Below are 16,258 nucleotides of genomic sequence, written 5' to 3'. Positions count from 1 at the left end.
TTTCTCACAGCAAATTGGAAGCGTTTCAAAAGTGAAAACATCCTAGTTCAAGTAAGGGGGTGGAATGGTGAATTCAAGAACTAGCGAGTCGGATCAAGATCAAGCCAAATCGAAAAATATGGAACCGGATCAAACGCGACTATTCCTTAAACATTTAAACTTCAAACTTTTTTCTTTTGGCAGAAGAAAGATATCTCAGTTCTTCCCGATATTTCGCCACAGTTCTGCGTGATAGATGCAAACCTTCCTTTCCCAGCAGGGTAGTAATAGCCTGATCCGATAACGGTTTTTGCTTGTCCTCATCATCTATCAAATTTTTGATACGCTTTTTTGCACTCTCCGATGAAGCAGCATCTCCGTCCGCTGACGTCAAGGAGGAAGTAAAGAAGAATTTGAGCTCGAACAATCCACGAGGCGTCTGTATAAATTTATTACTGACCGCCCTGCTGACCGTGGATTCGTGTAAGCCCGTCTTATCGGCAATCTCCTTTTGGGTAATTGGTTTGAGGAAATACACGCCATGCTCAAAAAAATCCTGCTGCTTTTCCACAATGGCCTTGGCAACCCGTAGAAGGGTCAGCCGACGTTGTTTCAGGCTATTGATCAGCCATTTTGCCGTATTCATCTTCTCATGGATAAAACGTTTGGTTTCACTATTCGGTAGATCCTGCATCATTTGCCGGTAAAAAGGGTTGATCTCAACCCGCGGCGCACTAATGTCATTTATCAGGACAAGATATTCCCCGTTGGCTTTTTCGACCGTGATATCTGCTATGATGTATTGCTGCTCTTTATGAGCAAATGCTGCGCCCGGGCATGGATTTAGCTTGCGAATTCGATCGGCCATCTGAATAACCTCTTGCCTACCGATTTCAAGAGCATCCGCAATTTTTTGTATCCGATTGTTCGCCAGATCGGCCAGATGGTTGCTTACCATTCTGACTATGCATTCATCATCCATGCCAGCAAGCTGGAGCTGGAGAAGAAGACATTCTTCCAAGCTGTAAGAGGCGATCCCCGGTGGATCAAAACTCTGTATCACCAAGAGCATATCCTCAATTTCGGCTATGGGAACGTCCAATAGTGAGGCGACCGTTGGAACATCAAGTTCTAAATATCCCATTTCGTTCAAATTGCCAATGAGGTACCGTGCCACCATACGCTGTGAATTTGTAAGCCCACATACCAGTCCAAGCTGCCTGTTCAGATGTTCAAACAGGGTATCATTCGGATTGGGGACAAAATCCAGAAATGTAACGGGGTTTGCTCGCTGGACCGATGGATATTTTTCTCCGCCACGATAATGTTCAAGCAGATCTCCTTGATCTTTCTGTGAAAACCGCTCTGCTTCTTCTTTGATACTGCCTATGGACATATTAAATTCCGGCAAATCAATGACTGGATTATTGTTCGCCTGTTCATGCAGAAAGGATATTAAATCAGCCGAAGAATATTGCAAGATCGTGATTGCTTGTCGCAATTCGGGCGTCATAACCAGCTTGAATCCTTGTTCCTGTTGTAATCCATATCGTATCATTGACTTATTCAAACTCCTTTTCCATGCATTTCCGGTACAAATTCACAGTCAGTCATTTATGAAAGATCTACTTCTCTAAGCCTATGCAATTCTCCTGCCTAGATATTAACGTTACCGAGTAATTTTATCTGATAGAAACGATTCATAAACAAGCCAAAGCTTGTCGTAATAAGTAACAGTTATTATGTGTGTTGTATTTTTGGTTATATACGCTATCTTTCTTGTATACTCATTCATTGAATAACAAAATACACTGGAGCTGGAGGAATCATTTATGGAAACTTATAAAATTGTCTGCATTGATATTGACGGGACGCTGCTTAACTCGGCGCATCAAATCACGGAAGCAACCAAAGAAACCATTCTCCAGGTTATAAATGATAAGCAGATTCCAGTGGTTCTTGTCTCTGCGCGAATGCCAAAAGCAATTATTCCATTGCAGAATCATCTTGGTATTTCTGAGCCTCTCATATGCTACAGTGGGGCACTTGTTATAGATAAACACGGGAACAAGCTGAACACCCGTTATATAGATAAGAAAATGACACAGCGTTTGCTTGACAGCCTGGCTGCCTATGATCTTCACGTAAGCCTGTATAAGGATGATGAGTGGTATATTGAGCAATTGGATGCATGGGCGCTTCAAGAACGTGACATCACCAATATCGAGCCTCGCATTTATAGTTTTTCTAAGCTTACCAATGGTTGGAGGGAAGAGACTGATGGAACCAGTAAAATTTTGTGCATGGGTGATCCCGAAGAGATCAAACGCGTCCTTCAAGTATTGCGACCCGTATACGGCGAAGAAGTAAATCTCTACTTATCCAAGCCTACTTATCTGGAAATCATGTCAAAAAAGGCTTCCAAAACGGCAGCCATTCAAATTCTGCTAAAAGAGTACCAACTGAAACAAAGCGATTGTCTGGCTATGGGTGACAACTACAATGATATCGACATGTTGGCCTTTGCGGGACTTGGCATTGCCATGGAAAATGCTCCCCTTGAGGTCAAAGCTGCTGCCAACACCGTTACTCTCTCGAATGACGAGGATGGAGTAGCTCATGCGCTGAAAAACCATATTCTGTTCCCTAAATAAGCAGGTTGAAATCAATTTCCAATGACTGATTCAGGCTGGAGGAATACAGGTGAAAAGAATAGATAAGATTTTAGAGTATATTGCCGAAAGCACCAAGAAAATTTCCAAAGAGGCTTTATTTGCGGGGGAAGGGATTACGGCTGCGGAAATTGCTGATGATCAAAAGATGTTGAGAAACAATGTGAGCAAAGAGTTGAATAATCTGCTACGTGACGATCTAATCCTTAAAATCAAAGGAAGACCGGTCAGATTTCTGCATAAGCAGATTATCGAGGACACCTTTCGGGTTCGGCTGAAAGAGAAACAAATTGAGGTCAAAAGCATCAAAGAGGTATTGCTGCCTGACGAACAGGTCGATCCGTTCCATGCCTTGATCGGTTTCAGGGGCAGCATGCGTAACCAGGTTGAGCAGGGGAAGGCAGCGATTCTGTATCCTCCTAGAGGTCTGCATACCCTGATAGTCGGGCAGACGGGTGTTGGAAAAACTATGTTTGCCAGGTTGATGTACCATTATGGCAAGTATATGAAGCGGTTTTCAGAGGATGCGCCATTTATCGTTTTTAACTGCGCTGATTATTTCAATAATCCCCACTTGCTACTTTCCCACATCTTTGGTCACGTTAAAGGGGCGTTTACAGGCGCTGATCATGAAAAAGCAGGGCTGGTGGAGAAAGCTGACGGAGGCATCCTGTTTTTGGATGAGATTCACCGTTTACCCCCGGAAGGCCAGGAAATGATTTTCTATTTCATGGATACTCATACCTATAACAAATTGGGCGAAACGGATCGAAAAAGAGACGCGAGTGTGTTATTGATTGGAGCTACGACGGAGGATCCCGGATCATCCATGCTGAAAACCTTCATTAGGCGCATACCCATCACAATCAATATCCCTTCCCTTCAGGAACGTGCTATTGAGGAGCAATTGCTGATTTTGAAGCATTTGTTTGCTAACGAGGCCAATAGGGTAAACAAGCCGATCAGGATTGAACCAGAGGTAGTAAGAGCACTGATCGGCAGCGTCACCTACGGCAATATCGGCCAGTTAAAGTCGAACATCCAGCTGGTATGCGCTAAAGGGTTTTTAAACAGCATACATGAAAACAAAGAAGAAATAGGACTTGATTTTAAAAACCTGCCGGGAAATATCCGAGATGGTTTGTTTAATATTGATAAAACGCAATATAAGATGAAGGAAATCGGATGTATTTCCTCGTGCCTATACATTACTCCAGAAGGAAGAAAAGCTTTGGATGAAGAGGTTGTTTCCGAGCTGCCGTTTAACCTTTACAAACTAATTGAAGACAAGATTGGCATGCTGAAGGAAGAAGGGCTCGACGACGCCTACATCCACAGATTTATTGCTACGGATGTCAATATCCATATTAAAAGCTTTTATAACCGTTTTTATAAAACCAAGGGGAGCAGGGAACGAATTCTGAAAATTGTGGACAAAGACATCCTTGAATTCTCCGAGCAGATTAAGGAAATGGCCAAAAAGGTACTAAACCGAATTTACAGCGAGAGATTCGTGTATGCTTTCAGTCTTCATTTAAGCGCCTTTTTCAAGCGCACCAGAGAGAAAAAATACGGTCATGCACGAATCTATGAACCGATGAATGAACATGATGAAGAGTACAGACTGGCCCAGACTATCAAAAGTTTGATCGAGTCTAAGTTTGGTGTACATGTACCGGAGGCCGAAATAACTTATATGGCGATTCTTCTGAAATCTGTTGAGGAAGAACGACAGGGTAGTGTGGGAATTATAGTGGCAGCACACGGTACCAGTACAGCGAGCAGCATCGTCGGCGTCGTAGACAGCTTGCTGGGCAGTTCTAATCTTTGTGCTGTTGATATGCCCCTCGATGTCAGTCCTAGGGAAATTTTGGAGCTTATTATCGATAAAGTAAAGAGCATTGACCGTGGTAGAGGCGTGTTGCTGCTGGTTGATATGGGCTCTTTGCTCAATCTTGAAGAAACTATTATGGAACGTGTTGGAATCAATGTAAAGACTATTGATATGGTTTCAACTCCGCTCACGCTGGAGGCTGTCCGAAAGGCCAGTGTTTTTGACATGGGGATAGAGGAGATATACCAATCGCTAAAGGATTTCAGGGGATATAACAATAGCAGCGCCGCAGTGAAAGTAGTTCATAAGGCAATTGTGACGGTTTGCTCCTCCGGCAAAGGTGCAGCGGTCAAATTGAAAGAGTTTGTAGAGAAAGTTGTCTGCGATTTGACGGATGAGGAGATACTGGTAGTCCCGGCAAACGTAAGAGAGTTGGATAAAGTGGTCCAGGATATGCGGTCTAAGCGAACAATTCTTGCCGTGATTGGAGTAAAACGGCCAAGCGAGCCGGAAATCCCGTTTATTCCCTTGGAAAAGCTGATTGAAGCGAGCGGTGAGCAGACATTGAGAGAGCTACTGCTGAATAACAAGCAGATCCCTGCTGTGGATCAAAGTGTAGTCGTCAGGGAGTTATGCGAGGAAAGTCTGAAAGAATTTATGACGTATTTGAATCCCCACAAAATTCTGGGAATGGTGATGAGATTTGTGCAAGAGCTGGAACTTGGATTAGAAGTCAAATTTGATTATGCAACAAAAGTCCAAATTTCTACTCACACAGCTTATGCGCTGGAACGTATGGTTATTCGCGATGGACTTGTTTATCAGGGGGAAGTGAAACAGCTCGACCAGCACATATTCGAGGTGGTAAACCGTTCATGCAGCATATTTGTTTCTGGTATGAATCTTATACTTTCTGAAGACGAAAAATATTATATTTGCGAAATGTTGAGCGAAGTATATAACTTTATTCCACAGTAATGGTCAAAGAGTATAAAACGCTTTCATATGTGTATGAAAGCAGTGGAGATTGATAAATAATGATCTGTTCAGACTGGAAAAAAACCTCCGACGCAACGGGGGTTTTTTTGTTGTTTACAAAATTTCCTCTGATCTATACAGAAGTTTGGCACAGAACTTGCATCATAGATATGTGGAGAGAAACAAAGGGGGTGAGACAGATGATCGGTGTAATTGTTGGGACACACGGGAAATTTTCTGAAGAAATACTGAGGTCAACAGAAATGGTTTTCGGCCAATTGGATAATGTGGCAGGTGTTACGTTTGAACCAGGTGAAAGTGTCAGCGGACTTGTAGAGAAATATAAGGCTGCGTTGGCATCGCTGGATTGGACGGACGGTGTTATCTTCCTTGTTGATCTATTCGGCGGCAGTCCTTATAATGCTGCCAGCCGAATTGCAGTTAACCATGAAAAAATGGATATTGTGACAGGAGTAAACCTGCCAATGATCGTTGACCTTCTTGCAAACAGAGGAATTGAACAAGTGGAGAATTTGGTAAATTTAGCGATCCATGCAGGGCACGATTCCATGATGTCTTTTCGTGCCATTCGAAACAGTCAATTAGAGGAGGAATTATAGAATGGAAATTGCATTAGTTCGTATTGATGACCGTCTGATTCACGGTCAGGTGGCGACCGTTTGGGTGAAAGAAGCGAAGTGCAATAAGATTATCGCCGTTAGCGATGAAGTCGCAGCGGATACATTACGCAAAACCTTATTGCTTCAGGTGTCGCCGCCTGGAATTAAGGCGTATGTCGTAACGATTAACAAAGCGATAGAGGCTTATAATAACCCCAAATACAGTGATTTTAAAACATTGTTTCTCTTTACCAACCCTACGGATGTACTGCGGGTTGTGGAAGGGGGAGTACCCATCCGCTCGGTGAATGTTGGAGGAATGTGTTTTAAGGAAGGAAAGACACAGATTACTGGGGCGGTATCCGTAAACCAACAGGATGTAGATGCATTTCGTAAGCTGCATGAAAAAGGCATTGAGCTGGAAATCAGAAAAGTAGCCAGTGATCCGAAAATCAACTTGATTACCAAACTGCAGGATATGTGATCGTAAATACCAGGCGGCAACTAGAGAGGAGTTATAGAAATGACTGTTTTTCAAATTGTGATGGTAACACTGGTAGCGGCCATATGTGGCATGGGTAGCGTCCTAGATGAAGGGCAAACCCATCGTCCTCTGATTGCGTGTACGTTGATTGGCCTTGTCCTTGGCGATCTCAAAACTGGCATTATACTTGGCGGTACTCTGGAATTAATGGCTTTGGGATGGATGAATGTAGGAGCATCCATGGCACCAGACGCTGCTCTAGCCAGCGTGGTTTCAACCATTTTGGTCATCGTCGGCCATCAATCGATCGGCGCCGGAATTGCCGTTGCGATTCCAATTGCAGCCGCCGGACAAGTGCTTACCATTTTTGTCAGGACGATTACTGTCTTCTTCCAGCATTTGGCTGATAAGTATGCGGAATCTGCAAATTTCAAAGGAATTGAGCTATGTCACTTTATTGCCTTACTTTTGCAAGGTCTGCGCGTTGCTTTGCCCGCTGTTTTGGTGGCAGTTGCCGCAGAAACGGGCCTGGTGACTGCTATGCTTAACGCAATTCCGGAGGTTATCACCAGAGGACTACAAATTGCGGGCGGCTTTATCGTAGTCGTAGGGTATGCGATGGTCATTAATATGATGGCAGCCAAATACCTGATGCCATTCTTCTTTCTGGGCTTTGTCATTGCAGCTTTTACCAGCATTAATCTGGTTGGTTTTGGGGTCATTGGCGCGGTTCTGGCTCTGCTTTACATCCAGTTGAGCCCAAAATACAACCAGCGTAATGAGAAGATGGAAGAAATTGAAGAGTTATAGTAACTACCTGAAGGGAGAGGAGAGCACTATGAAAGAAAAGAAGCTGACTAAAAGTGATTTAAATAAGATGTTTGTCCGTTCATGCTTCCTGTTAGGCTCGTTCAATTTTGAGCGAATGCAGTCGATCGGTTTCTGTGTCACCTTGATCCCTGCGATTAAGCGGCTGTACAGCAAGAAAGAAGATCAAAAAGAGGCATTGAAAAGACATCTGGAATTTTTCAACACTCAACCGTTTATCTCGGCGCCTATTATGGGTGTAACGGCTGCGATGGAAGAGCAGAAAGCGAGCGGCCAGCCGATTGACAATGCCACCATAAGTGGAGTCAAAGTCGGTTTAATGGGACCTCTTGCGGGAGTGGGTGACCCCATTTACTGGGGGACTTTACGCCCGGTTCTGGCTGCACTCGGAGCCTCAATCGCCTTATCCGGCAGCCTTGTCGGACCGATTCTTTTCTTCCTTCTCTTTAACACTGCACGCTTGGCAACGAAATGGTACGGTCTGAAATACGGTTATCACAAAGGTACGGAGATTGTTTCCGATATGTCGGGAAACCGGTTGCAAAAACTCACGGAGTCAGCCTCCATACTGGGGCTTTTCGTTATGGGTGCACTTGTTTCCAAATGGACTACCCTGAATGTGCCGCTGGTGGTATCAAGATATGTGGGAACGGATGGAAAAGAGGTTATTACGACCGTTCAGATGATTTTGGATCAATTGATGCCCGGACTTTTGCCACTATTATTGACCTTTTTATGTATGAGGCTACTGAAAAAGAAAGTGAACGCAATCGCTCTGATTTTTGCTTTATTCGCAGTAGGCATTATTGGGTACGCATTTGGTGTTTTGGCTTAAAACGTGCCGGTCAGGGAGTTATCCTTGGCCGGACTTCGTCGGATTTTTGTGACCAAAACAGCGTAAATATAAACGCTTTGTCAAGAACATTACTTGGAGTTCAAAATATTAAAAGAGGATGTGAAAGATGGTGAAGAGGAAGTTAAGTATGCTGCTTATTTGCAGTGGGCTATAACATCAATTGAGACAGACAATATCCCCGAAAACACAGTGAAATCAGGAATAAAGGCTAAGTGAATACAAAATTATCAGTTCATAATTAATCTACGTGTGGTACGCTGGAATTGATGGCTTTAGGTTGGATGAATGTGGGGGCGTCAATGGCTCTGGATGCTGCTTTGGCAAGTGTTAACGATTTTTGTAAGAACGATTACCGTATTCTTTCAACATTAGGCGGATAAATATGCCGAGTCAGCAAATTTTAAAGGCATTGAATTATGTCACTTTATAGCTCTCCTTCTTCAGGGGTTACGCGTTGCTCTTCCTGCCGTATTGGTAGCAATTGCGGCAGAAACTGGCTTGGTTACAGAACTGCTTAATGCAATTCCTGAAGTCGTTACAAGAGGGCTGCAAATTGCAGGCGGATTCATCGTCGTTGTAGGGTATGCGATGGTGATAAACATGATGTCGGCCAAATATCTTATGCCCTTCTTCTTCCTGGGATTTGTCATTGCCGCTTTCACGAACATCAATCTAGTTGGTTTTGGGATCGTAGGAACTGTGCTGGCTCTGCTATACATCCAGCTCAGTTCGAAATACAATCTGCGGAACGATAAAACGGCGGAAATTGAAGAGCTATAAGAAAATATTTTATGAAAGAAGGAGAGTACATATGGAAGAAAAGAAGATGACCAAAAACGACTTAAACAAAATATTTGTACGTTCTTGGTTCCTTAATTCCGACGATTAAGCGGCTGTACAGTAAGGTTACTACCGTTCTTACTGACCTTCCTTTGCATGAGACTGCTTAAAAAGAAAGTGAACGCCATGGCTCTCATTTTTGCGCTATTCGCAATTGGTATTATTGGATACGCTCTCGGTGTCTTGGCTTGAATAATTCTTAAAACTATTTGGTCAAGGAGTTATCCATCACCGGGGATAGGCTTTCATTATGAGGCGTTTTGAACTGATTTATAAAATTAGTTATAAAGGGAGTGAACAAGATGAGGAGTAGAAATATGAATCGGATTTGTTCTTTAGCACTTAGTATCATCTTATTATTATCTTTAACTTCATTCACGAAAGCGTTTGCATCAGATCCAGGATATTATCAGGAAACGTACCGCAATCAATTTCATTTTTCTCCCGAGGCCAACTGGTTGAACGATCCCAATGGAATGGTTTATTACAAGGGTGAATATCATTTATTTTACCAAAATTATCCATATGGAACGACATGGGGACCGATGCATTGGGGGCATGCAGTGAGTAGAGACCTTGTTCATTGGGAACATCTACCTGTTGCACTTTCTCCTGATATCCACGGACAGATTTTTTCCGGAAGCACTGTAATCGACTGGGGAAATACAGCCGGCTTTGGAAAGGAAGCAATGGTAGCCATCTTTACCCATGCAGGTGATAAGGGTCAGGTTCAAAGCATTGCTTACAGCTTGGATAAAGGGAGAACATGGAAAAAGTATGAAGGGAATCCGGTAATGCCTGAACCTCCCGCCGCCGATTGGCGCGATCCCAAAGTATTTTGGCATGAACAATCCAATCAGTGGGTGATGTCGTTAGTTGCTAACAATAAGGTGATGTTCTATACTTCTCCCAATTTAAAAAATTGGACTTATGCCAGTGAATTTGGTCCAGATGGTGGAATACAGGCCAATAGTCTGGATTCCACTTCTTACGCGATTTCCTCACAAGAAGGTGGATCATTCAACTATGAGGGCGACATTACCCTTAATGCAAAAAATGGCCGGGAAGGATCAGGAGGACTGGTTTTTCGTTCTGATAAGCGTGCGGCCAACGGCTATGTAGTCAATCTAGATGCCAAAAATGATCGCGTAACTTTAACCAAAAATAGGAATGGAGAAAGCATTGAACTTGGGGCCAGTTCTTTGCGCTTGGATACTTCATCTACCTATCATTTACAAATTGTAACGGATAGACATCACATTCAGGTTTTTGTAAACAACCAATCGGTTATCGAACAAACGGATGATGAATTTGTATACGGCTACTATGGGTTAACCGCATGGAATTCAACAGCCTCTTTTCGAAATGTGAAATTCAATAATACATCAAACTTTGTGACCAATTTGTCAAAATGGACTGCTGTAAGCGGTTCCTGGGAAGACACCGTGAAAGGAATGACCGGGACTTCCGCGGTGAATTCATATGTAATGAGCGGGCAAGCCGGGGAAAACTTTCGATATCAGGCGAACATTGAATTATCGGATGGCGGAGATGAAATCGGCTCACTTGTTTTTCGGGCAGATGCCGAGGTGAGAAATGGATATATGGCGAGCCTCGACGCTCACAACGATAAAATAAAATTGATGAAGCTTGAGGACGGGAAGCAATCAGTCCTAGCCGAGGCCACTGTATCTCTCGCTACGTATACGAATTACCCTTTAGAGGTGAGGACCTATGGAGAGAATATAAAAGTATATTTAGATGGTAAACTTACTCAGGATGTAAATGATTCTACCTTTTCCTCCGGCGTTTTCGGCTTGCATTTGGCGAATTCCTCTGTGCTCTTCCAGAATGTTCAGTTGGGCAAAAATATCATCACAGAGGAGAATGAAATACTTAACCATGATTTTGAAACAGGGGATCTGACTGGGTGGACCAGTGTACAAGGGGAAGCATTTACTAATGACCATGTAACAGATCGAAAGGATTGGTGGGGTGGAACTTTCGACCAGCAAGGCAAGTATCATCTATGGGGGTTTTCCGATAGTCACAAGGGGGATGATGCTACTGGAGAACTGCATTCATCCTATTTCAAACTGGGTGGCTCCGGAGAGATTAACCTGATGATGGGCGGAGGCAAAGACGTCAGCAACCGTTATTTATCGTTAGTCAGAGCTTCTGACGATCAGGAATTGCTTCGTCAAGCAAATACGAAATCCGAAAAGGAAACGTATAGCAGATACGTATGGGATGCTTCCAATTATATTGGTGAAGTGCTATATATCAAAGCTGTAGACCATGCAACGGGAAGTTGGGGGCATATCAACCTGGATGATATCAATGTTTATAATGACAGACCAATTCCGGAAGACGTTGACCAGGTTGCACAAGAGCCGGAAAAAGGCAATTTGCCACAAAGTGGCCTCATAACGGATTGGTCTGCCGTCTCAGGTTCGTGGATACCTTCTACAAACGGAAGTATAGGCGGCGTATGGGAATGTCCTGCATTAATTGAATTGCCTATTGATGGCGACCCTTCAAAAAAGAAATGGGTTCTGCAGGTAAGTATAAATCCGGGAGGACCTGCAGGCGGATCCGGAATGCAATATTTTGTAGGAAGCTTTGATGGGAAAACCTTCACCAATGAGAATTCTTCCGACCAAATATTATGGTCCGATTATGGAGCTGATTATTATGCCGCTGTGGAGTGGAGCGGAATTGAAGGGGAGAAGGGCGAGAAATACTGGCTTGGCTGGATGAGTAACTGGACTTATGCTCAAGATACACCTACTTCAACATGGAGAAGTTCCATGTCATTGCCGCGAATGATGGAACTGACCCAGACAGAGGAAGGATTACGGTTAAAACAAACACCAATTTCTCTGGCCGGCATTCGTGCTGAAACAAAGGGAATTTCATATATAAATGAAAAGATTAAGGGAGAAAGCGACCTCCTATCCAACTTTTCTGACGATACATTTGAAATGATTGCAGAGTTTGATCTTTCCAACACCGAAGCAACTGAGTTTGGTTTTAAGGTTCGTAAAGGAACTGAGGAATATACAACGGTCGGGTATGATGTCTACAATGAAAAGCTGTTCGTTGACCGTACGAATTCCGGGAATTATGATTTCGGACCTGATATCACAAATAAACATGAGGGCCCGCTGAAGGCTTTAAACGGTACGGTGAAAATGCATATTTTTGTTGACCGGTCGGCGCTGGAGGTGTTCGGGAATAATGGAGAAACAGTGATAACTGACCAAATATTCCCTCATCCTTCGAGTAAAGGAATGCAAATCTACAGTAAGGGCGGGGATGTGGAATTAAAGTCTTTGAAAATATTTCCGTTAAAAAGTGTCTGGAAAGCGCCCCCATCTAGTGTCTCCGTACTGTCAGATTGGACGACGATCAGCGGCAAATGGGCGGATACTATCAATGGAAAACAGGGGCAGGGCGTAGGGGATGCGTTTATTCTGGCAAGTAATTTCGGTGAGAACTTTATATATGAAGCGGACATTAAAGTGCCGGATACAGATTCGCATCCCGATGATCCTGAAAAAGATAACATAGAAAACCCCATCGGCGCAGGTGCCTTGGTCTTTCGTTCAGACCCTACGGCAAAAAATGCGTATGCAATTAATCTGGATGTAAGGGATAATATGGTTAAGTTGATGAAATTTGTTAAAGGGACCGGTAGTGATCTTGCCATCTACAATAATGACGCGAAGCTGAAACTACGGACAAATCAGGATTATCACCTCAAAATTGTAGCTGTCGGGGATACCATAAAGGCTTATTTGGACGGACAACTGGTGATTGATACCAAAGACCAAAGTTACACACGAGGATACTTTGGGTTAAATGTAAGGGATACAACAGCATTCTTTAATAGTGTTCGAATATCAAGTTACAATTCCGGCCATTCCGGTGACAATTCTCAGAACAACAAGGGCAGCGACAGCCAGGCGGTAAAGCTGCCAGTCAAGGCATCTATTCCGGCTTCCGCCACTTCAGGAATATTGGAGTATGCTCCGGGTATTACACAAAAGGCTGATGGCAGGAAAGAAGCCGCAGTGGTCGTGGACGATCTTACTTTGCTTAAAGCTTTGCCGGTAAGAAAAGGTTCTGCACTAACTTTGCATGTGAAAGCTGCTGGGGCTGACGTGGTTATCGTTGAGCTGACCAGCATGGCCAATAAGCTTTGGAGCGAGCATCGAACTCTGGATCTTCAGTTAATTACAGAACTGGGGACGTACACCCTTCCAGCCAGCAGGGTGAATAGAAATACCTCACCTTCCAATAGCGTGCCAGGGCTGCGAATTACGTTATCCAAGGCAACAATGCAGCAAAATGCGGCTATTCAAGAAGCGGCTGTAAAAGCGGGCGCAACCGTGGAAACGACTCCTATAGACTTCAAGGCTGAAGCAGTAACAGGCAGTACAACAACCGCTCTTGATTTCGGTGATACCTATGTGAGCCGGACACTTCCGCTTTCATCAGCGATGGACCCAAATCGTTCCACCGCAGTTTGCTACGATGAAGCCAGAAGGAAACTTATCTTTGTACCGAGCATTTTTCGGGCTGGGGATGATGGAGCCTCCGTTGAAATAAAGCATAATTCCAATGGTGTATATACCGTTGTCAACAGCAGTCCAACCTTCGGTGATTTACCAGCTGGGTACTGGGGCAAAGCCGACATAGAGCTGCTTGCCGCAAAAGGAATTGTTGTCGGTTCGATAAAAGGAATATTTGAGCCATCCAGGCCTGTTACCCGCGCCGAATTTGCCGCTATGCTTGTTCATGCACTTGGGCTTAAAGAACGGGCGACTCCAGCCTTTAGGGATGTAGTCAAGGGTTCATGGTACAGCGGATATCTCAGCGCAGCCTATTCAGCTGGGCTGGTCAAAGGTTATGAAGACGGTGCTTTTCGTCCTGAATCGGGAATTAGCCGCCAGGAGATGGCTCTACTTGTCCATCAAGCATTACAATATACCGGGTATGTCTCAGTCAACAGCAAAAACGGGCAATCGCTAGATGGATATGCCGACCGCTCGTCTATCGCGGTTTGGGCGCAAAATGCAGTAGCCGCTGTTACAGCTCAGGGCATCGCACAAGGTATGGACACTGGACACTATGAGCCACATGCAACAACTACCCGCGCCGAGGCGGCAGTTATGATAAAACGTTTGCTTCAAAAGATTGAATTTATCAATAAATAGGCAAAATGAATAAAGTCCCCGGACTCTTAATGCAATATGCATGCGGACCGGGGACTTGCTATGTGAAATACACAATATAAGCAATTTGCTTATCTTTATAAAAATACTTAAAAACACTTAACAAAAAGCATCTAATCGCTTATAGTGAATATAGGGATAGGGGGGGCTTTATATTTATCAAGAGGAACGACTTTTAAAAATTTTGGAGTATCTCCAAAGCCGTAACCAATTATCAAATTCGGAAATTTGTAATTTATTGAACATCTCGAGAGATACGGCAAGAAGGGATATTATTAAGCTTGTTCACGAAGGGGGGGTTATCAGAACCCATGGAGGTATTGCCTTGCCCTTATTAAAAGAAGAAATAAGAGCCTACAAGGAACGTGTAACTTCAGCAACAAAGCAAAAGATGCTCATTGCAAAAGCAGCTTCCGCGCACATCGCTGACGGAGATGTTTGTTTCATGGATGTATCGACTACCATTCAACTGCTCTGTGGGCAATTGGACAAGAATCTCACGGTTTATACACACTCGTTGGATAATGCAGAAGCTTTATCAGCAAAAAGTGAAATTAACATAAACTTGCTCGGGGGCAAATTTAATCATGAAAACCGTTTTTTTTATGACCACTACACGGCTATGCAGTTGAACGATGTTTTTTTTGACAAAGCTTTTTTAGGAGCTGCCGCCATCATGGAAGACGGAGTGTATTTTGCAAACCGTGATGATGCTTTAGTTAAAAAGCTGGTATCGGGACGTGCCAGAGAAGTATTTTTACTTGCTGATTACAAAAAATTTAATTTAACAAGCCCGTTTAAAGGCCTGAATTTTTCCGAAATTGATATTCTAATTACAAATCAGGATGCACCGGAGCACTCATTGCTGATGTTGCAGGATAGCGGAGTAGAAATTATCAAGGCGCTTGAGGAAGAATCGTGATAAATAATCGCAAGGGAGCCATCGGCCATGATACAAGCAATCTTTAGCGATATTGACGGGACGTTGTTAAATTCAAAACATCAAATTACGTCCGACACCAAAAATACAATCCAAAAAGTTGTGGGAAGAAATATCCCTTTTGTACTTGTTTCAGCGAGAATGCCAAGCGGCATTTTTCCTCTTCAGCAAGAGCTCAATATTCACGCTCCCGTCATTTGTTATAGCGGTGCTTTAATATTGGGCGGCAACAGGGAAATCCTTCATAGCATCTGTTTATCGAAAAAGAGCATTAAACGAATATACGATATTGTAATGGATCATTATCCTTCTATCAGTTTTAACTTGTATGGACATGACCAGTGGATCGTTGGCAACATTCAAAATCCTTGGGTAATTCAGGAAGCGGAAATTATTAATGGCTCCCCCATACAGAGGTTACTCCCCTCATATATAGAAGAAGATCATGATATTCACAAAATTTTATGCATGGGAGATCCCGAAGACATTGAGCGGCTTGTACAACAAATCAATAAAGAAGTTACTGGTATCAGTGTTTATAAATCCAAGGGAACTTATCTGGAAATTATGGATGAGATGGTGTCCAAATCGTATGCCATTCAGGAGCTCGAGGGGATATTTAATATTACTTATCGTGAATCGATGGCCATTGGAGACAACTATAATGACATGGATATGATTTTGTACGCAGGCCTTGGGATTGCAATGGGAAATGCGCCGGAGGAAGTTAAGAAAATTGCCGACAGGGTTACATCGAGCAATGATGAAGACGGTTTGAAAATAGGCTTGGAGGAATACATTTTGTCCGTTTGAAATGATCCAGTGACATTGGATATCCAAACACCAAAAGACGGTAGGCATTGGAAATAGAAGATAGGGGGTAACTAGTTACTTATTTCGAATAGCAGGAGGCAACCTGACAACAGAGTATTGTTTCTTGGATTTGATGCCCCAAAATCAAGCAGATATATGTCTATTAGGAAACTT

10 protein-coding genes and 4 pseudogenes are annotated in these 16,258 nt (G+C 43.4%); 13 read left to right on the top strand and 1 reads right to left on the bottom strand.

From position 1 onward, the window contains the following. Positions 1–154: 154 nt before the first annotated feature. Positions 155–1,537 carry an RNA polymerase factor sigma-54 gene (gene rpoN, locus MHB46_RS06560; RefSeq protein ID WP_341161889.1) on the bottom strand — a complete coding sequence of 461 codons (1,383 nt, stop codon included), beginning with the start codon at positions 1,535–1,537 and terminating at the stop codon, positions 155–157. Positions 1,538–1,811: 274 nt separating this feature from the next. Between rpoN and MHB46_RS06555 the strand changes: the two genes are divergently transcribed. From MHB46_RS06555 to MHB46_RS06500, 13 genes and pseudogenes are all read left to right on the top strand, one after another. Next, complete coding sequence (locus tag MHB46_RS06555; protein WP_341161888.1) at positions 1,812–2,633, top strand: Cof-type HAD-IIB family hydrolase; 822 nt, start codon at positions 1,812–1,814, stop codon at positions 2,631–2,633. A 49-nt stretch (positions 2,634–2,682) separates the two neighbouring features. Continuing rightward, positions 2,683–5,463: a sigma-54-dependent transcriptional regulator gene (locus tag MHB46_RS06550; protein ID WP_341161887.1), complete on the top strand. Its 2,781-nt coding sequence runs from the start codon at positions 2,683–2,685 to the stop codon at positions 5,461–5,463. 200 nt (positions 5,464–5,663) lie between these two features. Beyond that, positions 5,664–6,083 (top strand): PTS sugar transporter subunit IIA, encoded by a 420-nt coding sequence (locus MHB46_RS06545; protein WP_013309476.1) that lies wholly within the window; start codon positions 5,664–5,666, stop codon positions 6,081–6,083. A gap of 1 nt (position 6,084) precedes the next feature. After that, positions 6,085–6,567, top strand: a complete 483-nt coding sequence (locus MHB46_RS06540) for a mannose/fructose/sorbose PTS transporter subunit IIB (RefSeq protein WP_160790381.1) — start codon at positions 6,085–6,087, stop codon at positions 6,565–6,567. A gap of 39 nt (positions 6,568–6,606) precedes the next feature. Further along, entirely contained in the window at positions 6,607–7,377 is a 771-nt protein-coding gene (locus MHB46_RS06535) for a PTS mannose/fructose/sorbose transporter subunit IIC (RefSeq protein WP_023988666.1), read from the top strand. A gap of 28 nt (positions 7,378–7,405) precedes the next feature. After that, a complete protein-coding gene (gene manZ, locus MHB46_RS06530) occupies positions 7,406–8,230 on the top strand; it encodes a PTS mannose transporter subunit IID (RefSeq protein WP_209942266.1) in 825 nt (274 codons plus the stop codon). Between the two features lie 272 nt (positions 8,231–8,502). Then, a pseudogene (locus MHB46_RS06525) lies at positions 8,503–9,031 on the top strand (PTS sugar transporter subunit IIC); the annotation flags it as partial. Positions 9,032–9,160: 129 nt separating this feature from the next. Beyond that, positions 9,161–9,283 (top strand): annotated as a pseudogene (locus MHB46_RS06520) (PTS system mannose/fructose/sorbose family transporter subunit IID); the annotation flags it as partial. A 125-nt stretch (positions 9,284–9,408) separates the two neighbouring features. Next, a pseudogene (locus tag MHB46_RS06515) lies at positions 9,409–10,455 on the top strand (glycoside hydrolase family 32 protein); the annotation flags it as partial. A 90-nt stretch (positions 10,456–10,545) separates the two neighbouring features. Then, positions 10,546–14,313 (top strand): GH32 C-terminal domain-containing protein, encoded by a 3,768-nt coding sequence (locus MHB46_RS06510; protein ID WP_341163690.1) that lies wholly within the window; start codon positions 10,546–10,548, stop codon positions 14,311–14,313. A gap of 172 nt (positions 14,314–14,485) precedes the next feature. After that, positions 14,486–14,647: pseudogene (locus MHB46_RS26210) on the top strand (DeoR family transcriptional regulator); the annotation flags it as partial. 9 nt (positions 14,648–14,656) lie between these two features. Continuing rightward, positions 14,657–15,253, top strand: a complete 597-nt coding sequence (locus MHB46_RS06505) for a DeoR/GlpR family DNA-binding transcription regulator (protein ID WP_235307908.1) — start codon at positions 14,657–14,659, stop codon at positions 15,251–15,253. Between the two features lie 27 nt (positions 15,254–15,280). Then, positions 15,281–16,084, top strand: a complete 804-nt coding sequence (locus MHB46_RS06500) for a Cof-type HAD-IIB family hydrolase (protein ID WP_165176075.1) — start codon at positions 15,281–15,283, stop codon at positions 16,082–16,084. Positions 16,085–16,258 lie beyond the last annotated feature (174 nt).

This window comes from Paenibacillus sp. FSL H7-0703 (genome assembly GCF_038003485.1).
GTDB lineage: Bacteria > Bacillota > Bacilli > Paenibacillales > Paenibacillaceae > Paenibacillus > Paenibacillus polymyxa_B.
Note: the sequence above shows the minus strand (reverse complement) of the source record. Positions and strands in the feature narration are given on the sequence as shown.

Coding starts and splice junctions, on each gene's coding strand:
- MHB46_RS06540 (WP_160790381.1), top strand. CDS start 6,085: ATGGAAATTGCATTAGTTCGTATTGATGACCGTCTGATTCACGGTCAG.
- rpoN (WP_341161889.1), bottom strand. CDS start 1,537: ATGATACGATATGGATTACAACAGGAACAAGGATTCAAGCTGGTTATG.
- MHB46_RS06555 (WP_341161888.1), top strand. CDS start 1,812: ATGGAAACTTATAAAATTGTCTGCATTGATATTGACGGGACGCTGCTT.
- manZ (WP_209942266.1), top strand. CDS start 7,406: ATGAAAGAAAAGAAGCTGACTAAAAGTGATTTAAATAAGATGTTTGTC.
- MHB46_RS06510 (WP_341163690.1), top strand. CDS start 10,546: ATGACCGGGACTTCCGCGGTGAATTCATATGTAATGAGCGGGCAAGCC.
- MHB46_RS06500 (WP_165176075.1), top strand. CDS start 15,281: ATGATACAAGCAATCTTTAGCGATATTGACGGGACGTTGTTAAATTCA.
- MHB46_RS06545 (WP_013309476.1), top strand. CDS start 5,664: ATGATCGGTGTAATTGTTGGGACACACGGGAAATTTTCTGAAGAAATA.
- MHB46_RS06535 (WP_023988666.1), top strand. CDS start 6,607: ATGACTGTTTTTCAAATTGTGATGGTAACACTGGTAGCGGCCATATGT.